At 61.4% G+C, this 21,835-nt stretch carries 20 protein-coding genes; 12 read left to right on the top strand and 8 right to left on the bottom strand.

From position 1 onward, the window contains the following. The first annotated feature begins 72 nt into the window (after positions 1 to 72). The 12 genes from GGR30_RS05465 to GGR30_RS05410 all read left to right on the top strand — a co-directional run bounded on the left by GGR30_RS05465 (position 73) and on the right by GGR30_RS05410 (position 11,434). Positions 73 to 1,026, top strand: coding sequence for a sugar-binding transcriptional regulator (locus tag GGR30_RS05465; protein ID WP_183483319.1), 954 nt, complete (start codon positions 73 to 75; stop codon positions 1,024 to 1,026). A 227-nt stretch (positions 1,027 to 1,253) separates the two neighbouring features. Beyond that, a complete protein-coding gene (locus tag GGR30_RS05460) occupies positions 1,254 to 3,311 on the top strand; it encodes a ribonucleoside triphosphate reductase (protein WP_183483318.1) in 2,058 nt (685 codons plus the stop codon). An 11-nt stretch (positions 3,312 to 3,322) separates the two neighbouring features. Beyond that, a complete protein-coding gene (nrdD, locus tag GGR30_RS05455) occupies positions 3,323 to 3,511 on the top strand; it encodes an anaerobic ribonucleoside-triphosphate reductase (RefSeq protein ID WP_183483316.1) in 189 nt (62 codons plus the stop codon). Positions 3,512 to 3,620: 109 nt separating this feature from the next. Continuing rightward, complete coding sequence (locus GGR30_RS05450; protein ID WP_183483315.1) at positions 3,621 to 4,340, top strand: anaerobic ribonucleoside-triphosphate reductase activating protein; 720 nt, start codon at positions 3,621 to 3,623, stop codon at positions 4,338 to 4,340. 169 nt (positions 4,341 to 4,509) lie between these two features. Beyond that, positions 4,510 to 4,941, top strand: coding sequence for a DUF2852 domain-containing protein (locus GGR30_RS05445; RefSeq protein WP_183483314.1), 432 nt, complete (start codon positions 4,510 to 4,512; stop codon positions 4,939 to 4,941). A gap of 123 nt (positions 4,942 to 5,064) precedes the next feature. After that, the gene (locus GGR30_RS05440; protein ID WP_183483313.1) at positions 5,065 to 5,814 is read left to right on the top strand and encodes a M48 family metallopeptidase; all 750 of its coding nucleotides are present in this window, start codon (positions 5,065 to 5,067) and stop codon (positions 5,812 to 5,814) included. Between the two features lie 43 nt (positions 5,815 to 5,857). Then, on the top strand, positions 5,858 to 6,520 hold the full coding sequence (locus GGR30_RS05435) for a phosphoribosylanthranilate isomerase (RefSeq protein ID WP_183483312.1): 663 nt from the start codon (positions 5,858 to 5,860) through the stop codon (positions 6,518 to 6,520). Between the two features lie 11 nt (positions 6,521 to 6,531). Then, positions 6,532 to 7,752 carry a tryptophan synthase subunit beta gene (trpB, locus tag GGR30_RS05430; protein WP_183483311.1) on the top strand — a complete coding sequence of 407 codons (1,221 nt, stop codon included), beginning with the start codon at positions 6,532 to 6,534 and terminating at the stop codon, positions 7,750 to 7,752. Positions 7,753 to 7,757: 5 nt separating this feature from the next. After that, positions 7,758 to 8,042 (top strand): hypothetical protein, encoded by a 285-nt coding sequence (locus GGR30_RS05425; protein ID WP_183483309.1) that lies wholly within the window; start codon positions 7,758 to 7,760, stop codon positions 8,040 to 8,042. A gap of 44 nt (positions 8,043 to 8,086) precedes the next feature. Then, complete coding sequence (gene trpA / locus GGR30_RS05420; protein ID WP_183483307.1) at positions 8,087 to 8,926, top strand: tryptophan synthase subunit alpha; 840 nt, start codon at positions 8,087 to 8,089, stop codon at positions 8,924 to 8,926. 42 nt (positions 8,927 to 8,968) lie between these two features. Further along, positions 8,969 to 9,925 carry an acetyl-CoA carboxylase, carboxyltransferase subunit beta gene (accD, locus tag GGR30_RS05415; RefSeq protein WP_183483306.1) on the top strand — a complete coding sequence of 319 codons (957 nt, stop codon included), beginning with the start codon at positions 8,969 to 8,971 and terminating at the stop codon, positions 9,923 to 9,925. 165 nt (positions 9,926 to 10,090) lie between these two features. Continuing rightward, positions 10,091 to 11,434 (top strand): bifunctional folylpolyglutamate synthase/dihydrofolate synthase, encoded by a 1,344-nt coding sequence (locus tag GGR30_RS05410; protein ID WP_183483305.1) that lies wholly within the window; start codon positions 10,091 to 10,093, stop codon positions 11,432 to 11,434. An 85-nt stretch (positions 11,435 to 11,519) separates the two neighbouring features. Here the strand turns inward: GGR30_RS05410 and ahcY are convergent, their stop codons facing one another. From ahcY to GGR30_RS05370, 8 genes are all read right to left on the bottom strand, one after another. Further along, entirely contained in the window at positions 11,520 to 12,920 is a 1,401-nt protein-coding gene (ahcY, locus tag GGR30_RS05405) for an adenosylhomocysteinase (protein ID WP_183483304.1), read from the bottom strand. A 146-nt stretch (positions 12,921 to 13,066) separates the two neighbouring features. Further along, on the bottom strand, positions 13,067 to 14,059 hold the full coding sequence (locus tag GGR30_RS05400) for a transferrin-binding protein-like solute binding protein (protein ID WP_183483303.1): 993 nt from the start codon (positions 14,057 to 14,059) through the stop codon (positions 13,067 to 13,069). A gap of 139 nt (positions 14,060 to 14,198) precedes the next feature. Then, positions 14,199 to 15,782, bottom strand: a complete 1,584-nt coding sequence (locus GGR30_RS05395) for an FGGY-family carbohydrate kinase (protein WP_183483302.1) — start codon at positions 15,780 to 15,782, stop codon at positions 14,199 to 14,201. 164 nt (positions 15,783 to 15,946) lie between these two features. After that, on the bottom strand, positions 15,947 to 17,428 hold the full coding sequence (locus tag GGR30_RS05390; RefSeq protein ID WP_183483301.1) for a mannitol dehydrogenase family protein: 1,482 nt from the start codon (positions 17,426 to 17,428) through the stop codon (positions 15,947 to 15,949). A 55-nt stretch (positions 17,429 to 17,483) separates the two neighbouring features. Further along, positions 17,484 to 18,485, bottom strand: a complete 1,002-nt coding sequence (locus tag GGR30_RS05385; protein WP_183483299.1) for an ABC transporter ATP-binding protein — start codon at positions 18,483 to 18,485, stop codon at positions 17,484 to 17,486. A gap of 11 nt (positions 18,486 to 18,496) precedes the next feature. Next, positions 18,497 to 19,327 carry a carbohydrate ABC transporter permease gene (locus tag GGR30_RS05380; protein ID WP_183483297.1) on the bottom strand — a complete coding sequence of 277 codons (831 nt, stop codon included), beginning with the start codon at positions 19,325 to 19,327 and terminating at the stop codon, positions 18,497 to 18,499. A 2-nt stretch (positions 19,328 to 19,329) separates the two neighbouring features. Beyond that, positions 19,330 to 20,202, bottom strand: coding sequence for a carbohydrate ABC transporter permease (locus tag GGR30_RS05375; protein ID WP_183483295.1), 873 nt, complete (start codon positions 20,200 to 20,202; stop codon positions 19,330 to 19,332). A 202-nt stretch (positions 20,203 to 20,404) separates the two neighbouring features. Then, positions 20,405 to 21,718 (bottom strand): ABC transporter substrate-binding protein, encoded by a 1,314-nt coding sequence (locus GGR30_RS05370; RefSeq protein ID WP_183483293.1) that lies wholly within the window; start codon positions 21,716 to 21,718, stop codon positions 20,405 to 20,407. Positions 21,719 to 21,835: the final 117 nt, after the last annotated feature.

The raw sequence follows: 21,835 nt of genomic DNA, 5'->3' as shown, positions 1-21,835 counted from the left end.
AGGGCCGCAATGACATGGCTATTCTGGCCCACGATATTGACGAGGGGTCAATCAAGCGGGGTGAACGAGACCATGGCGAGAAAATCCGGCAGCACGTCACGGCTTGACGAGGCGGCGAGGGCCGGCTGGCTCTATTATGTCGCCGGCCGCACCCAGGACGAGATTGCCGCCGCCATGGGTATTTCCCGCCAAAGCGCGCAGCGCCTTGTTTCGCTTGCCATGTCCGAACGGCTGATCAAGGTGCGTCTCGATCACCCGATCGCCGAATGCATGGCGCTGTCGGCGGCACTTGAGGAGCGCTATCGGTTGAAGCAGGTGCAGGTCGTGCCGAGCGATCCGAATACCGATACGGCGCCGACCGGCATTGCCGAGGAGGGCGCGGCCGAGATCGAACGCTGGCTGAAGCGGAGCGAGCCGACCGTGCTTGCCATGGGCACGGGTCGCACGCTGCGATCGGCGGTGGAGCAATTGCCGCCGATGGCCTGTCCGCAACACCGCATCGTCTCGCTCACCGGCAATATCAGTCCCGACGGTTCGGCGGCCTATTACAACGTCATCTTCCTGATGGCCGATGCCATCCAGGCGCGGCACTTTCCCATGCCGCTGCCGGTTCTGGTGTCGACGCCGGAGGAGCGCGCCCTCTTCCACGCCCAGCCGCTGGTGAAGCCGACGCTGGAGCTCGGCGGCAAGGCCGACGTCACCTTTGTCGGCATCGGCGAGCTTGGCCAGAGGGGTCCGCTGCTGCTGGACGGTTTTCTCACAGCGGACGAGATGGAGGAACTGGTGGCCGCCGGCGCGGCCGGCGAGATTTGCGGCTGGCTTTTCAATGATGACGGAAAGCTTCTCGATCACCCGATTAACCAGCGCGTCGCCAGCATCCCCCTGCCGTCCGCCGAAGACACGATCATCTTCGGCATGGCCCGCGGCAAACCCAAGCACCGCGCCATCCGTGCGGCTTTGAAGGGCGGCCTGATCAATGCGCTGATCACGGACGAGGACGCAGCGCGGTTTCTCTTGGACGAGTAGAGGCTCGGCTCGGCGCCCTTCACGGCGCGTTCTTTCTGCCTTCGGCACAGGAAATGGATCCAGGGAATTTCCCCATCAAAAAACACCCTCACCTGACGATGTGCAAGGCATGAAGGCGCGAATCGGTTCATCGATGTTTGTGGCCGAAACCACCATATATTGATGTGGTGTCGAAAAGACATACCAAATGCGGTGCGGCCGTGATCTCAAACCGAGGGGAACCGATCATGCCGGAAGCGCCTGCCGCGATGGAAAAACTGTCTGCCGCAACGGACGAAAGACTGCCGTCCTTCGTTGTCAAACGAAACGGAACGCGCAAACCGTTTTCCGCGGAGAAGATCGATCGCGCTATCTTGAAGGCGGGCGAGGCGACTGGAGCATTCGGCCCCGGTGAGGCGCACAGGCTTTGCGATCAGGTGGTCAAGGTGATCAGCCACAGCGCGCTTGACGATGCCATCGAGATCGAGCGCATCCAGGATATCGTCGAACAGGTGCTGATTTCGGCAAATTTCTTCGAGACCGCCCGCGCCTATATCGTCTACCGCGAAAAACATGCCAAGCTGCGCGAAAGCGGCAAGGTCGCCGTCGACGTCATTTCGTCGATCGATGAATATCTCGACCGCTCCGACTGGCGCGTCAATGCCAATGCCAATCAGGGCTATTCGCTGGGCGGGCTGATCCTCAATGTCTCCGGCAAGGTCGTTGCCAATTACTGGCTCTCCCATGTCTATGATCCGCAGATTGGCGAGGCCCACCGCGCCGGCGATCTGCATATCCACGATCTCGACATGCTGTCGGGCTATTGCGCCGGCTGGTCGCTTCGCACGCTGATCACCGAGGGGCTGAACGGCGTGCCCGGCAAGGTCGAGGCCGATCCGCCGAAGCACATGTCGTCCGCCGTCGGCCAGATCGTCAATTTCCTCGGCACACTGCAGAATGAATGGGCCGGCGCCCAGGCGTTTTCCTCCTTCGACACCTATATGGCGCCCTTCATCCGCAAGGACGGTCTTTCCTATCAGGATGTCCTGCAGTCGATCCAGGAACTGATCTACAATCTGAACGTCCCCTCGCGCTGGGGCACGCAGACGCCCTTTACCAACCTCACCTTCGACTGGGTCTGCCCGGACGATCTGAAGGAACAGCACCCGATCATCGGCGGTGAGGAAATGCCGTTCGCCTATGGCGAGCTGCAGGTCGAGATGGACATGATCAACCGCGCCTATATGGAGATCATGACCAAGGGCGATGCCAAGGGTCGGGTGTTCACCTTCCCGATCCCGACCTACAACATCACCCCCGATTTTCCCTGGGAAAGCGAGAACGCCACGCGGCTTTTCGAGATGACCGCCAAATACGGCCTGCCCTATTTCCAGAATTTTTTAAATTCCGACCTGTCGCCAAACATGGTGCGCTCCATGTGCTGCCGGCTGCAGCTCGACCTGACGGAGCTTCTGAAGCGCGGCAATGGGCTTTTCGGCTCGGCCGAACAGACCGGCTCGCTCGGCGTCGTCACCATCAACTGCGCCCGCCTCGGCTTCACCCACAAGGGCGACGAGGCCGGTCTGCTGGCCCGCCTCGACGAGTTGCTCGAGCTTGGCCGCGACAGCCTTGAAATCAAGCGCAAGGTGATCCAGCGGCTGATCGACGAGGGGCTGTTCCCTTATACCAAGCGCTATCTCGGCACGCTGCGCAATCATTTCTCCACGCTCGGCGTCAACGGCGTCAACGAGATGATCCGCAATTTCACCGACGATCGCGAGGATATCACCACCGAATGGGGCTATGATTTCGCGCAGAGATTCCTCGATCATGTGCGCGAGAAGATCGTCTCCTTCCAGGAGGAGACCGGCCATCTCTACAATCTGGAGGCAACCCCGGCGGAAGGCACGGCCCACCGCTTTGCCCGCGAGGATGCCAAGCGCTTTGCCGGCATCATCCAGGCCGGCACGCCGGAAAACGCCTATTACACCAATTCCAGCCAGTTGCCGGTCGGCTTCACCGAAGATCCCTTCGAGGCGCTGACGCGCCAGGAAGTGCTGCAGAAGAAATATACCGGCGGCACGGTGCTGCACCTCTACATGGGCAGCCGCATCTCCTCCGGCGAGGCCTGCAAGGCGCTGGTGAAGCGCGCGCTCAGCAATTTCCGCCTGCCCTACATCACCGTCACGCCGACCTTCTCCATCTGCCCGACCCATGGCTATCTGGAGGGCGAGCACCAGTTCTGCCCGAAATGCGATGCCGAACGTCTATCGAAAAAGCGCGCCATGCTGGTGGCTGCCGAATGAAAGGAAGAACCATGTCTGTGATTGAAAAAGACATTGTCGCCGAAACCGAGATCACGCTTTCAGACGAAGAGCGCCAGCCCTGCGAAATCTGGACGCGGGTGATGGGCTATCACCGCCCGGTTTCCTCCTTCAACCGCGGCAAGAAAGGCGAATTCGCCGAGCGCCGCTATTTCAGGGAACAGCGCGGTGAGCGGGCGTAACGAGGCGCAAGCGGAGAGGCACCGTTCAACCTCCGCCCTTGAGGGGGAGATGTCGCGGCAGCGACAGAGGGGGGTACCCAGCCCATCCGCTGACGCTGAATGTGCCGAAATGGCTCACCCCCCTCTGCCCCGTTCGGGGCATCTCCCCCTCAAGGGGGGAGATCAAAAAGAGGCGGGCGGCGGCGCCACGGCACATGACCTGCGCATCGGCGGCTTCGAGCCGTTTTCCCTTTGCGATTGGCCGGGCAAGATCGTGGCAACGCTGTTTCTGCAGGGGTGCCCATGGCGCTGCCCCTATTGCCACAATCCCGGACTGATCGATGCCTCGGCCGAGACGGGCTACACATTTGCCGGCATTCTCGATTTTCTCGAAAGCCGGCGCGGACTACTGGATGGCGTCGTCTTTTCCGGCGGCGAGCCGACGCTGCAAAAGGCGCTCGTGCCTGCGATGAAGACCGTGCGCGCAATGGGCTTCGCCATCGGCCTTCACTCCGGCGGCGCATACCCTGAAAGGCTGAAGGATGCGCTTTGCCACGTCGATTGGATCGGCCTTGATATCAAGGCTTCGCGCCGCGACTACGATCGCATGACCGATACGCCGAAAAGCGGCGAGCGCGCATTCGCAAGCCTCAAGCATGTGATGGCGAGCGGTATCGATTACGAAGTCCGCACCACCGTGCATCCCGAACTTCTGAACGCGGCCGAGATCGCGGAGCTTGAGGCCGATCTCTCCCATAATGGCATTGACGAACACAAGATCCAGACCTTCCGCATGGAGGGCGTCGACCCGGACAGGCTCGCCGGCGCGCTTGAAAAGCGTCGCGCCTGAGCGGACCAGAACCTCCTTCCCTGGCGCGGAAACCTTCATCGGCTCATTTTGGCCTTGATTGCCAACAATACTGAGAATCGGAAGAACAAGTCTTGAACGCTATAAAGAGCATTTCCATATAGCTTCTGTCGGCAGATTTTATGCCGTAACAAAGCGAGGAAAACTTGAGATGAACGAGACCGCATTGCTGCGTCCGGCGTGGACGCCACTTACGATTGCCCTGATGGTAATCGGCTTTGTCGTCTTCTGGCCGCTGGGCCTGGTCATGCTTGCCTACATCATCTGGGGCGACCGGCTGAACATGCGCAAGGGCGATTGGAAACGCTCTGCCGAGCGGGCTTTCGGCTCCTGCAAGCGCAATATGCGCAATGCGGACTACACCATGCATTCGACCGGCAACGCTGCCTTCGATGAGTGGCGCCGCAGCGAGATGGAGCGGATCGAGGCCGAGCGCCGCAAGCTTGATGAGATGCGCGCCGAATTCGACCGCTATACCGATGAACTGCGCAGGGCGCGCGACCGGGAGGAATTCGACCGGTTCATGCGCGAGCGCGGTGGAAACTTCAATGCTTCCGGGTCGAACCCTGCGCCCGAAGCATAAGAGAAAATGACCTCCGAAACTTTGCGGCATTGCCCTTTCCCCCAGGGCGGTGCCGTTTTTTTGTGGCCGGCTTCTGGTGCGTGGCGGGGAAACACGCTACCTCACGGCCGGTAGTCTTCAATAATGGGTCCTGACGTGGACAAGCGCGCGAAAACCACGACGATCGATCTCGGCGGGAGCCTCATTCCGCTCAACGTGAAGACTAATGCGCGCGCGCGGCGGATGACGCTGAAGATCGAGCCCGGCGGCCATGCCATTAGCCTTACCGTTCCACCCGGCCTTGCCCGTCACGAAGTCGACGGCTTTTTGCGCCGCCACCATGACTGGCTGCTCGAACGGATGGCGCGGTTTGAAGGCCATGAGAGCCATATTGCCGATGGCGGAACGGTGAAAATCTTCGGCGTTCCCCATATCATTCGCCACAGCGGCAATCTGCGCGGGCTGACCACGATCGGCAACGGGAGTGGCGGCAAGGTGCTGCTCGTTTCAGGCCCGGCCGAGAGCATCGGCCGCCGCGTCGCCGATTATCTGAAGAAGGAAGCGCGGCGCGAGATCACCGAGTGCGTGAAGGTGCATGCGGCTGCCAGCGGAAAGTCCTATGCGGCGATTTCCTTCAAGGACACCCGCTCGCGCTGGGGCTCCTGCTCGTCCGTCGGCAATCTCAACTTCTCCTGGCGCATCGCCATGGCGCCCATGTTCGTGGTCGACTATCTCGCCGCCCATGAAGTGGCGCACCTGTCGGAAATGAACCACGGGCCGCGCTTCTGGGCGCTGTGCGAAAGGCTCTGCCCGCGCACGCCGGAAGCCCGCCAATGGCTGAAGCACGAAGGCTCCTTCCTGCACGCCGTGCGTTTCGATGCGCCCTTTGCCTGATCAAGCCTTCGCAGCGCGCCTGTTCTTGTGATAGAAAAGCCTCATGAAAAGACCGGATATCAAGATCTGTGGCATCAGGACCAGGGAAACGCTCGACCACGTGATTGCCCGCGGCGCCAGCCATGTGGGCTTCATCTTCTTCGAGAAGAGCCCGCGCCACGTGGAAATCGACGTGGCCGCCGGCCTGATCGAGCATGTGCGCGGCCGGGCGAAGACGGTTGCTGTGAGCGTGAATGCCGACAACGAACTGCTCGAGGAGATCGTCTTCGGCGCGCGACCCGACATGCTCCAGCTGCACGGCAAGGAGAGCGTCGACCGGGTGGTGACCGTCAAGGCGCTTTACGGGCTGCCGGTGATCAAGGCCTTCTCGGTCCGCACGCCGCAAGACCTTACCTTTGCGCGCGACTACGAAGATGTCGCCGACCGTATCCTCTTCGACGCCAAGCCGCCTGAAAATGCTGCCCTTCCCGGGGGAAACGGCGTTGCCTTTGATTGGCGCTTGCTTGAGGGCTATCGGGCGACTATCCCTTGGTTTCTGTCCGGGGGACTGAACGCGGAGAATGTGGGCACGGCGCTCACCGATATCCATGCGCCGGGCCTTGACGTATCATCCGGCGTGGAAAGCGCGCCGGGCATAAAGGATCCGGCCCGGATCGATGCCTTTTTTGATGCCGTTGACGAGGCGCGGATGCGCCAAACGGCCTGATGGAGACTGACGTGAACGAGACGCCAAAACCAAACTCCTTCAAATCCGGCCCTGACGAGAGCGGCCTGTTCGGCATTTTCGGCGGGCGTTTCGTGGCCGAAACGCTGATGCCGCTGATCCTCGACCTGCAGGCGGAATGGGAAAAGGCCAAGACCGATCCGGCCTTCAAGGCGGAACTGACATCGCTGGGCAAGCACTATACCGGCCGGCCGAGCCCGCTTTATTACGCCGAGCGCCTGAGCGAGCATCTCGGCGGCGCGAAGATCTATTTCAAGCGCGAGGAGCTGAACCACACCGGCTCGCACAAGATCAACAATTGCCTCGGCCAGATCCTGCTGGCCAAGCGCATGGGCAAGACCCGGATCATCGCCGAGACCGGCGCCGGCCAGCACGGCGTGGCATCGGCCACCGTGGCCGCCCGCTTCGGCCTGCCCTGCGTGGTCTATATGGGCGCGACCGATGTCGAGCGTCAGGCGCCCAACGTCTTCCGCATGAAACTCCTCGGCGCCGAGGTGAAGCCGGTGACGGCGGGTCACGGCACGCTGAAGGATGCGATGAACGAGGCATTGCGCGACTGGGTCACCAATGTCGACGACACCTATTACCTGATCGGTACGGCCGCAGGCCCGCATCCCTATCCGGAAATGGTGCGCGACTTCCAGGCGGTGATCGGCCAGGAAGCGCGCGAGCAGATCATGGAAGCCGAAGGGCGGTTGCCCGATCTGGTGATCGCGGCCGTCGGCGGCGGTTCTAACGCGATCGGCATCTTCCATCCCTTCCTCGATGATCCGGAAGTGAAGATTGTCGGCGTGGAAGCCGGCGGGCGCGGTCTTGACGGCGAGGAACATTGCGCCTCCCTGACGGCCGGCGCGCCGGGCGTGCTCCACGGCAACCGCACCTATCTGCTGCAGGATGCGGACGGTCAGATCAAGGAAGGCCATTCGGTCTCCGCCGGGCTCGATTATCCGGGCATCGGGCCGGAGCATTCCTGGCTCAATGACATCGGTCGCGTCGATTATGTTCCGATCCTCGATAACGAGGCGCTGGAAGCCTTCCAACTGATGACCCGGCTCGAGGGCATCATCCCCGCACTTGAGGCCAGCCACGCGATTGCCGAAATCGTCAAGCGCGCGCCGAAGATGGGCAAGGACGAGATCATCCTCGCCAATCTTTCCGGTCGCGGCGACAAGGACGTCCACACGGTCGGCAAGATCCTCGGCATGGAGATGTAGGGTCCATGACGACGGGTTCACGCATCGAAACCATTGAGGAGATGTCGGAACTGGCGGAAGCTCTGTTCGACATCATCGAGGAGGAGAATGCGGACGTGCCGGATCTGCGCCGGGCGGTGGTGGAAGCGCTTGCGCACCAGAACCTCTATAATATCGAGATGGCGGCGGCGCTTTCGGCGCTTTCTGAAGGCCGCAGGCCCGAAGCCGAACTGGACAGTCTCGTCTTGAACATGAAGGCGGTGCACAAATCGCTGATCAAGGCGATCTCGGCCTGGAACGACGCCGACTGACGCCTGCCGACACTATCGCATCGAGGATGCCACGGAGCTAGACTATGACCGAACGCATGGAAAAACGCTTTGCAGCCCTGAAGGCCGAGGGCCGGCCGGCGCTGATCACCTATTTCATGGGTGGCGATCCCGATTTCGATACCTCGCTTGAGATCATGAAGGCGTTGCCGAAGGCCGGTGCCGACGTGATCGAGCTTGGCATGCCCTTTTCCGACCCGATGGCCGATGGCCCCGCGATCCAGATGGCGGGCTTGCGCGCGCTGCAGGGCGGACAGACGCTGGAAAAGACGCTGGAGCTTGCCCGGCAATTCCGCAAGGGTGACGCCGACACGCCGATCGTGATGATGGGTTATTACAACCCGATCTATGTCTACGGCGTCGAGCGCTTCGTGGACACTGCCCTTGAGGCCGGGATCGACGGGCTGATCATCGTTGACCTGCCGCCGGAAATGGACAAGGAGCTCTGCCTCCCGGCGCTTGCAAAGGGGCTCAACTTCATTCGCCTCGCCACGCCGACGACCGACGAGAAGCGCCTGCCGACGGTTTTGAACAACACCTCCGGCTTCGTCTATTACGTCTCGATGAATGGCATTACCGGTTCGGCGCTGCCGGACCCGTCAAAGGTTGGCGCTGCCGTTTCGCGCATCAAGGCGCATACCGATCTTCCCGTCTGCGTCGGCTTCGGCGTGAAGACGGCCGAACATGCCCGTCTGATCGGCGCGGCCGCCGACGGCGTGGTGGTCGGCACGGCGGTCGTCAACCAGATCGCCGGCACGCTCGATGCCAATGGCAAGGGCGGCAAGGACACGGTGGACGCCGTTGCCACCTTCGTGCGCGGGCTTTCAAGCGGCGTGCGCGACGCCCGGCTTGCGGCGGCGGAGTAAATCTGGCAAACCGCAGGCAATTCTATTCAGGAGGTTCATTTGGTGAACTGGATAACCAATTATGTGCGGCCGCGGATCAACTCCATGTTCGGCAGGCGCGAGGTTCCCGAGAATTTGTGGATCAAGTGTCCTGAAACCGGGGCCATGGTGTTTCACACCGATCTTGAAGAAAACAAGTGGGTGATCCCGTCTTCCGGTTTTCACATGAAGATGCCGGCCCGCGCACGGCTTGCCGACCTGTTCGACAACGGCCAGTACGAGGACCTGCCGCAGCCGAAGGTGGCGCAGGACCCGCTGAAGTTTCGCGATTCCAAGAAATATGCCGACCGGCTGAAGGAAAACCGCACCAAGACCGGCCAGGAAGACACGATCATCGCCGGCGTCGGCACGCTTGAGGGCCTGAAGCTCGTCGCCGTCGTGCACGAGTTCAAGTTCCTTGGCGGCTCGCTCGGCATGGCCGCAGGCGAGGCGATCATCCAGGCCTTCGACCGGGCGCTGAAGGAACATTGCCCGCTGGTGATCTTCCCGGCTTCCGGCGGCGCGCGCATGCAGGAAGGCGTGCTTTCGCTGATGCAGATGCCGCGCGTCACCGTGATGGTGGAACTGATGCGCGAGGCGGGGCTTCCCTATGTCGTCGTGCTCACCAACCCGACGACCGGCGGCGTTTCCGCCTCCTACGCCATGCTGGGCGACCTGCACATTGCGGAACCGGGCGCGGAAATCGGCTTTGCCGGCCGCCGCGTGATCGAACAGACCATCCGCGAGCAGTTGCCCGACGGTTTCCAGACGGCGGAATATCTGCTGGACCACGGCATGGTGGATATGGTGGTCAAGCGCCACGATATTCCCGAGACGCTGGCGCGCGTGCTGAAGATCATGACAGGCGCGCCGCCGACGTCGACGGCCATGCTGGAAGCGCCGAAACATCAGGAAGCGATTGCGGATGAGACGCCGCATGAAAAGCTCGAAAGAGATCAGGCGCCGACGCCGCAAAACTGAGGCGGCGCAGACGGAGGAGGTGGCCATGCCGGCCTGGCGGGCATGGCAGCGCGGCGGCAGATCCGTCCCGGCCCAATGCCGGGGAACGGTCCGCTCCGCCGAAACAGAACTATAGCAGGGAGCGGCCGTCGGCGAGCGGCCCCCATTGCGGAAATCGGACCAATCATGGACAACCATTCCTTCGGCGCGGCCGAGCGTGTGATCGATCACCTGATGCAATTGCATCCCAAGGGTTTCGATCTGTCGCTCGACAGGATCCGGATCCTTCTTGAAAAACTCGGCAATCCGCATCTTGCGCTACCGCCGGTGATCCACATTGCCGGTACCAACGGCAAGGGCTCTGCGAGCGCGTTCTGTCGCGCGCTGCTGGAGGCTAGCGGCCTTTCCGTCCACGTCCATTCCTCGCCGCATCTGGTGCGCTGGCACGAGCGCTTCCGCATCGGGGGACCAGGCGGGGCCAGCGGTTATGTTGACGACCAGTTGCTCGCCGAAACGCTGAAACGCGTGGAAGCGGCCAATGCCGGCGCGACGGCCACGGTGTTTGAACTGCTGACGGCGACGACTTTCGTGCTGTTTGCCGAAATTCCCGCCGATGTCGTTATTCTTGAGGTCGGCCTTGGCGGCCGGTTCGACGCCACCAACATCATCGACAAGCCGGCCGTCAGCGTGATCATGCCGATCTCGCTAGACCATCAGGCCTATCTCGGCGACCGTGTCGAACTGATTGCCGCCGAAAAGGCCGGGATCATGAAGCCGGGCGTGCCCGTCGTGATCGGCCAGCAGGAATACGAAGCTGCCGAGGAAGTGTTGATCGCCACGGCCGACAGGCTCGGTTGTCCGCTGCATCTCTATGGCCAGGACTACAATGCGCATGAGGAGCACGGTCGCCTCGTCTACCAGGATGGCGACGGGCTGATGGACCTGCCCTTGCCGGCTCTGCCCGGCCGCCACCAATATGCCAATGCGGCGGCCGCGATCTCGGCGGTGAAGGCGGCCGGCTTTTCCATTGACGAACAGGCCGCCGAAAAGGCCATGCGCAACGTCTTCTGGCCCGCGCGCCTGCAGCGCCTCCACGAAGGCGACCTGGTGACGGCAGCGCCCGAAGGCAGCGAGATCTGGCTGGACGGCGGGCATAATCCCGGCGCCGGCGAGGTAATCGCCGAGGCGCTTGCCGGGTTCGAGGAACGCGACCCGCGTCCGCTTTTCCTGATTATCGGCATGATCAACACAAAGGATCCGTTTGGCTTTTTCGAGCATTTTGCCGGGCTTGCCAACTACGTCTATTGCGCTCCGATCAGAGGAACTGAAGCCTTCATTGATCCGGTTGCGCTGGCGTCTTCCGCGGCCGATGCCGGACTGTCGGCTGAGCCGGTTTCCTCGATCGGCGAGGCGCTGGCCGCGATCTGCCTGCGCGCGCGCTCCGATCAGCCGCCGCCCCGGATCCTGATCGGCGGCTCGCTCTATTTCGCCGGCAATGCCCTTTTCGAAAACGGCACGCCGCCGCTTTAACGCGACAGTCCACTGGATTTCGCGCATTAAAGAGGCCGCGGCGACCGTTCTGGTCCGCCGCGGCCTTCTTTCATCGTATCGCTGATCAGTAGCGGTAATGGTCCGGCTTGAACGGGCCTTCCGGCGTCACGCCGATATAGGCGGCCTGTTCCTCGGAGAGCACGGTGAGCTTCGCGCCGAGCTTGTCGAGATGAAGGCGCGCGACCTTTTCATCGAGATGTTTCGGCAGGACGTGGACGGTATTCTCGTACTTGTCGCGGTTCTGGAAGATTTCCATCTGCGCCAGAACCTGGTTGGTAAACGATGCCGACATAACGAAGGAGGGGTGCCCGGTGGCATTGCCAAGGTTCAGGAGGCGTCCTTCGGAGAGAAGGATCAGCCGCTTGCCGTCAGGGAAGGCAATCATGTCGACCTGCGGCTTGATGTTGGTCCACTTGTAATTGCGCAGCGAGTTAACCTGAATTTCGTTATCGAAATGGCCGATATTGCCGACGATCGCCATGTCCTTCATCTCGCGCATATGCTCGAGGCGGATGATATCCTTGTTGCCGGTGGTGGTAACAAAGATGTCGGCCGTGGAAAGGACATCTTCCAGAAGCACGACCTCGAAACCGTCCATCGCGGCCTGAAGGGCACAGATCGGATCGGCTTCCGTCACCTTGACCCGAGCGCCCGCGCCCGAGAGCGAGGCGGCAGAGCCCTTGCCGACATCGCCATAGCCGCAGACGACGGCGACCTTGCCCGCCATCATCACGTCGGTGGCGCGGCGGATACCATCGACGAGGGATTCCTTGCAGCCATATTTGTTGTCGAATTTCGACTTGGTGACCGAGTCGTTGACATTGATCGCCGGGAAGGGGAGCTGGCCGGCGCGCGCAAGCTGGTAAAGTCGGTTGACGCCCGTCGTCGTTTCCTCGGTTACGCCCAGAAGTGCGGTGCGCTGTTTGGTGAAGAAGCCGGGCGTTTCTGCCATGCGCTTCTTGATCTGGGCGAACAGCACTTCTTCTTCTTCCGAACCCGGCTTGGAGAGCACGTCCTCGCCGGCTTCGGCGCGCGCGCCGATCAGGATATACATGGTGGCATCGCCGCCATCATCGAGGATCAGGTTCGACTGGCCGCCGTCTGTCCATTGGAAAATCCTGTCAGTGTAGGACCAGTATTCCTCAAGGCTCTCGCCCTTGACGGCGAAGACCGGCGTGCCGGTGGCGGCGATCGCGGCGGCGGCATGGTCCTGGGTGGAGAAGATGTTGCACGACGCCCAGCGCACATCGGCGCCGAGCGCCTTCAGCGTCTCGATCAGCACGCCGGTCTGGATTGTCATGTGCAGCGAACCGGAAATGCGCGCGCCTTTCAGCGGCTGGCTTTCGCCAAACTCCTCGCGCGCGGCCATCAGGCCCGGCATTTCGGTTTCCGCGATATCCAGTTCCTTGCGGCCGTAATCGGCCAGCGCGATATCGGCAACGATGAAATCTTCTGTGGCGCTCATTGATAACTCCCGAGGCAAAAGGACGGTGCGGCGTCACGCCCGGTCATGCGGGCAACGCACGGTTTGCACCGTTAGTATCAGCCTGGGAGGAAACTGACAAGAAAGACATAAAGAAATCTTTATGTCTTTCTGTATCTGCATGTCTATTAACCTCCCGTAGGAAAGGTCGGCGGAATTTCCGGTAGTGGCGGCAGTGAAGGTGGGGAGTATGGTTGACTAATCTCACCACGCTCGGCTTTGAAGGCGCCGATAAGGTGGTTTCCTTCCAGCGCACCCTGACCATCGATGACGAAGGTTCCCCCCATGGCCGCTGCCGCATCACCATAAAAGGCGCCTTCCACAGCAGACGTATTTTGATCGATCACACTTGTGTCCCGACCGTAAATGTTCTTTGTGGGACTCCCTGGTGTCGTGACGAATTCGCTGAACGCAATCGTACCTCTGTCAGACTGGAATTCGGCGCCGTTGATTGTGCCATCGAAAGATACCACTTTATATACATGTTCACGATTCGGTCCAGACGGATACGCTGGATAGATGTCGCCCGTAAGTGTCGCATCGGAGAAATCGACACTGGCGACAAAGAGGTCATTAATTGCAGCGGAAGTGCCGTCGGAGTTAGTAGCGAGACCGGTGTGCTCCCCTTGGTATTGTGCCTTGCCGCTCGTCGGCATGTTGCGGGTAAGACCCTCTGTCGAACGGAAAGCATAGAATGCGAACTTGTCATCAGCGTCAGTGCGAGCGGCAATGAATGCGGAGATCGGATCACCGTCAAAATCGTAGGTGGTCATATAGGCGGTTGCCTGACCGCCTGCCCCGCCACTATCGCTGCTGGGTGTAAAAGTTCGCTCTTCGCCGGCATAGGCTCCTTCGGTAATTCGTACCGTCACCGTCCCGTCGTCGTTAGGCGTGACCATGGCACTGGCGTCACCCGACTGCCAGCCGATAGTCTCGCCACTTTCATCGACGACTGCAGAGTACCCAATCGCATTGTGTGCAGGGCCGCTGGGCCCGGTCGGGATATCACCGCCGCCAACCGGCCCCATGTCGATGCCCCCGCCACTGCTGCCGCCTCCGCTGCAGCCTACAAGCGCTGTCAGCGCCACCGCACTCACCAGCTTGAGATAGGTTTTCGTCATGTCTCCGGCCCCCACGGTAACTGTTAACTACCCGTAAACCATGTGTCGCAACCACAGCGCGTGCGGTCAAGCGAAAAGTGGCAAGAATGTGACTTGAGCCTGACGAAAGGCAAGGGCGGGCAGCGACGGATAGGGTTGCTCACGGGAACACGTTATGCCGAGCGAGTTGATCCCGGCAGGCCTGCAGGATTTTGAGGCGGGCATATTGGTGTTGGTAGTAATCACCAAAGGCCGGATCGGGTTCGAGGATACTGGCGGCGGCCTGCATCTGTGCCGCCGTCTGGCCAAGGCCCGGATAAAGACCCGAAGCGGCGGCGGCGTTGATGGCGGAGCCCAGGAGCACGACATCCTCGGTTGGCGAGATATGTACGGGAAGACCGGTCACGTCGGCGTATAGCCTTGAAAGAAGTGGGTTTCTCCGATGCCCGCCGGCCAGATGAAGCCGGGTGGCGGGAATGCCGTTTTCGTCCAGATGTTCGAGGATCTGTCTCAGCGAAAGGGCAATGGCGATCGAGGCGCGCCAGTAGAGCTTACAGAGCCCGTCGAAGGATTTGTCGAGGGTCAGGCCGGCGATCATCCCGGTCATGGTCGGATCGGCAAAGGGTGAGCGGCTGCCGTGAAAATCCGGCAGGATGTCCAGTCCGTCGGCAAAGCCGGGTCCGTTCTCGGCAAGCATGTCGGTGATCCGGGCGATCACCTGTTGATGGCGGCTTTCCGTTGCCGGCCCTCCCTCTGCATGGATCTCGAGCAGATGGTTCAGCAGACCGCCGGTTGCAGACTGGCCGGCCTCGAACGCCCATTGGTCCTCATGAATTGCCGAGAAATAAGGCCCCCAGAGGCTTTTCGCGAAGACCGGGTCGCAGCTCTCGCCGATAAGACAGCTCGAGGTCCCGCCAATCAGCGCGAATTCGCCGGCGGCCTTGGCCCCATGCACAGGGAGCGCGCCAAGGGCTCCGGCATAGGCATCGACCATGCCGGCCGCAACCGCGACATCGCGATCAAGCCCCAGAGCCTCGGCCGCCTGGCTCGTCAGTCTGCCGACGGAGGCGCCAGGCGGGCAGGGCGCATGGGCGGCGCCCGCCTTTTCGGGAAGGTCATCAAGGCCGAAAGTTCCGAGAAGCGCGCGCGGCCACGGCGCGTCACTGCCGGCCCTGTAGAACCATTTTGTCACAAGCGTGGAGACCGAGCGCGCCGGATTGCCGGTGGCGCGATAGCCCAGATAGTCGGCGAGGTCGAAGAAGCCGCCCGCCCTCTGCCAGAGATCGGGGCGATTGCGCTTCAGCCACAAGAGCTTCGGGACCTGCATTTCCGGCGAGATCGATCCGCCCGAATGCCGCACCGCCGGATCATCGGTGGCGCTCAGCTCTTCCGCTTCGGCCTCGGCGCGGTGATCGAACCAGGCGAGCGTGTCGTAGGTTCCGGCCTCGTCCTCAAAGAGCGGCAGCGGCCGACCGGATTCGTCAAGCAGCACCAGCGAACAGGTCGCGCCGAAGGCCAGTCCCGCGACCTGCTCGGGCCCGAGACCGGCCGCAAGTCGCGCGGCCCGCACGGCTGTTGCCGTCGTCTGCCAGATGTCTTCGGAAACATACTCTCCGCGCCGCGCGCCCGGGCGGCGCAGCCTGAGCGGCTCCACTTTGCGGGCGAGCATGATCCCGGATTTATCGAAAACGCCTGCCCTGACGCTTGCCGTGCCGACATCGACCGCAATCACATGATCGCGCATCCTGCACGCTCCCCCACCTGTCAGTATTTTCGCACAAAGTGGACGAGATTATTCGTTTCGTCAAACCTTCCGGCAGCGCAGGGCCGCGCCCCGCGAAGCCGCGCGCGTGAGGAGAAGGAGAGGTGCCGGGCGCTTCAGGCGCGTATCTGTTTCAGCCGGATGGCCTATGCCAGGTCGCCGGCGATATAGCGTTTCAGCGTTTCAGCGGTTCCGGCGGTCCTCAGGCTTTCAAGCGCCGCCGAAAAGCGCCCGCGGAAGACCTCATTGTCGGCGATCGAACCAAAGATGGCGCGTTCCTGAAGGAAGATCATCGGGTCCTGCCTGCTTTCAAGCGCCGCCTTGTGCAGGCGGTCCGCGCTTTCGTCGTTGAAGCGGATTTCGCGGCCACTGTCGGAGGTGCCTTCGAAGTAACGGCACCAGAGCGCCGAAACCAGGGCGAGGCCGACGACATCGAGGCCCTTCTCAAGGCGGGCGGCGGTGGAGGGCAGGATGAATTTCGGTTGACGGTTTGAGCCGTCCAGCGCCAGCCGCTCGATCGTGTCGCCGATCTTCGGATTGGCGAAACGGCGGGCGATCAGCTCGTAATAACCGGTGAGATCTGTATTGGGCACGGGCGGAACGATCGGAATGATTTCGTCGTTCTCAAGCTTTTCGAGGAAGGCGGCGATCAGTTCGTTTTCCATCGCCTCATGGACGAAATGAATGTCGAGCAGTTCGCCCGGATAGGCGATCGCAGCATGGCCGCCGTTCAGGATCCGGAGCTTCATCAGCTCATAGGGGCTGACATCTTCGACAAAGGTGACGCCGACCTCTTCCAGCGCTGGGCGGCCGAGCGGAAAGTCATCCTCCAGCACCCATTGCTTGAAGCCTTCGCAGAAGACAGGCCAGTTGTCCTCGATGCCGTATTCCTCGCGCGTGATGTCGCGTTCGCGCTTGCCGGTGGCCGGCGTGATCCGGTCAACCATGGCATTGGGGAAGGCGACGTTCTCGCGAATCCAGCTAGCGAAATCGGGGTCGGAGAGTTCGGCAAGGCCCGAGACCGTGGCTTTCGTCACCGCGCCGTTATGGGGGATGTTGTCGCAGCACATCACGGTAAAGGGCGGAACGCCGTCCGCCCGGCGCTTTCGAAGGCCGGCGATGATCAGGCCGAAGGCCGTCTTCGGCGTGTCCGGATTTTCGCCGTCGGCAACGATTGCCGGGTGGGTCGGGTCAAATTTGCCGGTCGCCGGATCGATGAAATAGCCGCCTTCGGTCACCGTCAGCGAAACAATGCGGATTGCCGGGTCGGCGAGCTTTTCGATCATCGCCGCATAGTCGGGCGGCGCGATCATGTCGATCATTGCCCCGGTGATCGTTGCCTCGCTGGCGTCCGCCTCCTGGTCCACCACCGTCGTCAGGAAATCCTGCGCTGCGAGCACCTCGCGCATTTTCGCATCAGAGGGCATGACGCCGGCGCCGACGATCGCCCAGTCGAGATCGCGGCCCTTGTTGAAGAGCTGATGCAGATAGACCGCCTGATGCGCCCGGTGGAAATTGCCGACGCCGAAATGGAGGATGCCGGCGGAAAGGCTGTCGCGGTCATAGGCCGGAATAGCTGCCTTGTCCGCGTGCTGCTCAAGGCTTGCGAGGTTAAGAGGCTTGGTCATTTTCTGTGTTCCGCTTTTGGCATTGTCGGTATTCCGTTGAAGGCGACACGAGGATCTACTGGGCCGCCAGGCCGTTTGCGTCGAAACGGTAAAGCCGCTCCGGATCCGGCGAGATGAAGACCGTATCGCCGTGACGGACCGGAAACTCGCCATCGGTACGGGTGGTGATATGGCCGAGTTCCGGCACATCGACATGCAGGAAGGTGTCGGAGCCCAGATGTTCGGAGACCGCGACCTTGCCCTTCCACCTGCCGCTTTCGGTGGAAAGGGCGACATGTTCCGGGCGGATGCCGATCGTGTGGGCGCCGAATTCCTCGGCCGTCTTGCCGTCGATGAAATTCATCTTTGGCGAGCCGATGAAGCCTGCAACAAACAGGTTGGCGGGGCTGCGGTAGAGTTCAAGCGGCGAGCCGACCTGTTCGATGTTGCCGGCGCGCAGGACCACGATCTTGTCGGCCATGGTCATTGCTTCCACCTGATCGTGGGTCACATAGATGGAGGTTGCGCCAAGCTGCTGATGCAGTTCGGAAATTTCCAACCGCATATTGACGCGAAGCGCCGCATCGAGGTTCGAGAGCGGCTCGTCGAAGAGGAAGCATTCCGGCGAGCGGACGATCGCCCGGCCGATGGCGACGCGCTGGCGCTGGCCGCCGGAAAGCGCGCGGGGCTTGCGCTCCAGATAGTCGGTGAGGTTGAGGATCTTCGCCGCCTCGTTGACCTTGCGGTCGATCTCGGCCTTGTCCATATTCGCCATCTTCAGCGGGAATCCGATATTGGAGCGAACGCTCATATGCGGATAAAGCGCGTATGACTGGAACACCATGGCCAGTCCCCGCTTTGCCGGCGGTTTGGCGGTGGCGTCGTCGCCATCGATCAGGATGCGGCCGCCGGAGACATCCTCCAATCCTGCGATCAGGCGCAGAAGCGTGGATTTTCCGCAACCCGAGGGACCGACAAAGACGACGAACTCGCCGTCATTGATTTCAAGGTCGATCGACGGGATGACCGCATGTTCGCCAAAATGCTTGGAGACGTTTTCGAGTCTGATGCTGCCCATTGGTCTTGTCCTTATTTAACCGCGCCGAAGGTGAGCCCGCGTACGAGCTGCTTCTGCGAAAACCAGCCGAGGATGACGATCGGCGCGATGGCCATGGTCGAGGCGGCGGAGAGTTTCGCGTAGAACAGACCTTCCGGGCTCGAATAGGAGGCGATGAAGGCTGTCAGGGGTGCTGCCTTGGAGGCCGTCAGATTGAGCGTCCAGAAGGCTTCGTTCCAGGCAAGGATGATGTTGAGAAGAAGGGTCGAAGCGATGCCCGGCACAGCCATCGGGGTGAGCACGTAGATCAGCTCCTTGCCGAGCGTCGCGCCGTCCATGCGGGCGGCCTCGAGGATCTCGCCGGGGATTTCCTTGAAGTAGGTGTAGAGCATCCACACCATGATCGGCAGGTTGATCAGCATCATCACCACGATCAGGCCGATGCGGGTGTCGAGGAGGCCGAGATCGCGGAAGATGATGTAGATCGGCACCAGCACGCCGACGGCGGGCAGCATCTTGGTGGAGAGCATCCACAGGAGCACATCCTTGGTGCGTTTCGTCGGCGAGAACGCCATCGCCCAGGCGGCCGGCACGGAGATCAACAGGCCGATCACCGTGGAGCCGAGCGAGATCGCCACCGAATTCCAGAAGTGATGGAAGTAATTTGAGCGCGCTTGAACCTCCACATAGTTTTCCAGCGTCCACTGGAAGAACAGGAAGGAGGGCGGCGAGGAAACGGCCTCGCTTTCCGTCTTGAAGCTCGTCAGCACCGTCCACAGGATCGGGAAGAAGATGAGCAGCGCGACGACCCACGCGAGAAGCGTGAAGGCCAGCTTTTTCTGTGTCGTGACCTGGCGTGCCATTGTCAGTCCTCCAGGTTCTTGCCGATCATCCGCACCAGGAAGATCGCAACGATATTGGCGAGAATGACGGCGATGATGCCGCCGGCCGAAGCGCCGCCCACGGCGAACTGCAGAAGCGCCTGCATGTAGACGAGATAGGTCAGGTTGGTGCTTTCCGTTCCGGGGCCGCCATTGGTGGTGACCAGGATTTCGGCAAAAACCGAAAGCAGGAAGATCGTCTCGATCAGCACCACGACGGTGATGGCGCGGGCCATATGCGGCAGGATGATGTAGACCAGCCGGTTCCAGGCGTTCGCGCCGTCCATTTCGGCGGCTTCCTTCTGCTCTTCCGACAGAGACTGAAGCGCGGTCAGCAGAATGAGCGTGGCGAAAGGCAGCCATTGCCAGGCGACGATCAGGCTGATCGAGGTAAGCGGGATCGACGACAGAAAGTCGATCGGCTGTATGCCGATGAAGCGCGCGAGAGAGGCAAACAACCCGTTGACCGGGTTCATCAGCATGTTCTTCCAGACAAGCGCCGAAACCGTCGGCATGACGAAGAAGGGGGCGATCACCAGAATGCGGACAATGCCCTGGCCGAAGATCGGCTGGTCAAGCAAAAGCGCCAGCGCGATGCCGCCGACAACGGTGGCAAACAGCACGCCGCCGACCAGGATCAGCGTATTGCCGATCGCCTGAAAGAAGGCGGGATCTGTCAGGAAGAAGCGGTAGTTCATGAAGCCGGCGAAACTCTCCGTTCCCGGCATCAGGAGATTGTACCTGAGGAAGGAGAAGTAGACTGTCATCGACAGCGGAACGATCATCCATAACAGAAGCAGAATGACCGAGGGCGCCATCATCAGCCGCGCCGCGTTTTGGGTATGGGTCGTCGCCATTTCGGTGTTCCCCGCTCGGTGAGGCAGGCCGGATTGGCGGCCGCGTCACATCTTCAAGGTTCCGTGCCGGTCTTTGGCCGGCACAGGAAATCAAAAGAGCCGCCGTCGGCAAATCGCGCGGCGGCTCTTCAAAATCAGTTCAGCAAGAAGAAAAAAGGCGGGCGGTCGGACAACGGGTTCCGACCGCCCTCAGGAGGAAGTCTTATTTCGGGTAACCGGCCTTCATCATCTCGCGCGATGTCAGCTGCTGAGCGTTCGAGAGCGCCTGCTCGGCCGTGGTGTTGCCGGCAAGAGCTGCCGAGAACTGCTGGCCGACCGCCGTGCCGATGCCCTGGAATTCCGGGATCGAGACAAACTGCGCGCCGGTATAGGGAATGTCCTGAACCGACGGCTTTTTGGTGTCGACGGCGTTGATCGATTCCAGCGTCATCTCTGCAAAGGGAGCAGCCTTCTTGTAGTCGGCATTCTCGTAAAGCGAGGTGCGGGTGCCGGGAGGGGCCGCGCGCCAGCCGTCCTGTTCAGCAACGAGATCGGTGTAGTGCTTGGAGGTTGCCCAGGCGACGAAGGCCTTGGCCGCATCCGCCTTCTGCGTGGATGCCGGGATGGCGAGGTTCCACGACCACAGCCAGTTGCCGCGATTGCCGAGATCGCCCTTTTCCGGGAAAAGCGCAAAGCCGACCGAATCCGCGACCTTGGATTCATCCGGATCGGTGACAAAGGAGGCGGCGACCGTTGCATCGATCCACATGCCGCACTTGCCCTGCTGGAACAGCGCCAGGTTCTCGTTGAAGCCGTTGGAGGAGGCGCCGGGCGGACCGTAATTGTTCATCAGGTCCAGATAATCCGTCAGCGTCGCCTTCCATTCCGGCGTGTCGAACTGCGGCTTCCAGTCCATGTCGAACCAGCGTGCGCCGTAGGAATTGGACATTGCGCCGAGGAAGGCCATGTTCTCGCCCCAGCCGGCCTTGCCGCGCAGGCAGATGCCGTAGATGCCGGCATCCTTGTCGGTCATGGCGGCGGCCGCCTTCTTGATGTCGTCCCATTTGGGCTCGGCCGGAATGGTCACGCCGGCCTTTTCGGCCAGATCCGTGCGGTACATGACCATGGCGCTTTCGCCATAGAAAGGCGCTGCATAAAGCGTGTCGTTGACGGAGAGGCCGCCGGCGATCGCCGGGAGAAGATCGCCCGCGTCATAATCGGCCGGCAGGTCATTGAGCGCCAGCAGCCAATCCTGCTTGGCCCAGATCGGCACCTCGTAATTGCCGATGGTCAGAACGTCGTACTGGCCGCTGTTGGTGGCGATGTCGGTGGTCACCCGCTGACGCAGCACGTTTTCCTCGAGCGTGACCCACTCAAGGTCGATATCGGGATGCTGCGCGGTGAAATCGTCGGTGAGCTTCTGCATGCGGATCATGTCGCCGTTATTGACGGTGGCAATGGTCAGCGTTTCGGCCGAAGCGACGCCGGTGAGCGCCGCAAGCGAGCATGCGCCCAGAAGTATCGTGTGCAGTCTCATACTCGTTCCTCCCTCAGAATTGAGCAATAGCTTACGATGTGGGCAATTACCCATTATTTGCTGCAAAGTGTCAAGTGGGCGAATGCTCATACTTTGGGCGAATGATGCAATCCATTG

The sequence above is a fragment of the Martelella radicis genome (assembly GCF_014196625.1).
In the GTDB taxonomy this organism is placed as follows: domain Bacteria; phylum Pseudomonadota; class Alphaproteobacteria; order Rhizobiales; family Rhizobiaceae; genus Martelella; species Martelella radicis.
Note: the sequence above shows the minus strand (reverse complement) of the source record. Positions and strands in the feature narration are given on the sequence as shown.

Coding starts and splice junctions, on each gene's coding strand:
- GGR30_RS05465 (WP_183483319.1), top strand. CDS start 73: ATGGCGAGAAAATCCGGCAGCACGTCACGGCTTGACGAGGCGGCGAGG.
- GGR30_RS05460 (WP_183483318.1), top strand. CDS start 1,254: ATGCCGGAAGCGCCTGCCGCGATGGAAAAACTGTCTGCCGCAACGGAC.
- nrdD (WP_183483316.1), top strand. CDS start 3,323: ATGTCTGTGATTGAAAAAGACATTGTCGCCGAAACCGAGATCACGCTT.
- GGR30_RS05450 (WP_183483315.1), top strand. CDS start 3,621: ATGGCTCACCCCCCTCTGCCCCGTTCGGGGCATCTCCCCCTCAAGGGG.
- GGR30_RS05445 (WP_183483314.1), top strand. CDS start 4,510: ATGAACGAGACCGCATTGCTGCGTCCGGCGTGGACGCCACTTACGATT.
- GGR30_RS05440 (WP_183483313.1), top strand. CDS start 5,065: ATGGGTCCTGACGTGGACAAGCGCGCGAAAACCACGACGATCGATCTC.
- GGR30_RS05435 (WP_183483312.1), top strand. CDS start 5,858: ATGAAAAGACCGGATATCAAGATCTGTGGCATCAGGACCAGGGAAACG.
- GGR30_RS05425 (WP_183483309.1), top strand. CDS start 7,758: ATGACGACGGGTTCACGCATCGAAACCATTGAGGAGATGTCGGAACTG.
- trpA (WP_183483307.1), top strand. CDS start 8,087: ATGACCGAACGCATGGAAAAACGCTTTGCAGCCCTGAAGGCCGAGGGC.
- GGR30_RS05410 (WP_183483305.1), top strand. CDS start 10,091: ATGGACAACCATTCCTTCGGCGCGGCCGAGCGTGTGATCGATCACCTG.
- ahcY (WP_183483304.1), bottom strand. CDS start 12,920: ATGAGCGCCACAGAAGATTTCATCGTTGCCGATATCGCGCTGGCCGAT.
- GGR30_RS05400 (WP_183483303.1), bottom strand. CDS start 14,059: ATGACGAAAACCTATCTCAAGCTGGTGAGTGCGGTGGCGCTGACAGCG.
- GGR30_RS05395 (WP_183483302.1), bottom strand. CDS start 15,782: ATGCGCGATCATGTGATTGCGGTCGATGTCGGCACGGCAAGCGTCAGG.
- GGR30_RS05390 (WP_183483301.1), bottom strand. CDS start 17,428: ATGACCAAGCCTCTTAACCTCGCAAGCCTTGAGCAGCACGCGGACAAG.
- GGR30_RS05385 (WP_183483299.1), bottom strand. CDS start 18,485: ATGGGCAGCATCAGACTCGAAAACGTCTCCAAGCATTTTGGCGAACAT.
- GGR30_RS05380 (WP_183483297.1), bottom strand. CDS start 19,327: ATGGCACGCCAGGTCACGACACAGAAAAAGCTGGCCTTCACGCTTCTC.
- GGR30_RS05375 (WP_183483295.1), bottom strand. CDS start 20,202: ATGGCGACGACCCATACCCAAAACGCGGCGCGGCTGATGATGGCGCCC.
- GGR30_RS05370 (WP_183483293.1), bottom strand. CDS start 21,718: ATGAGACTGCACACGATACTTCTGGGCGCATGCTCGCTTGCGGCGCTC.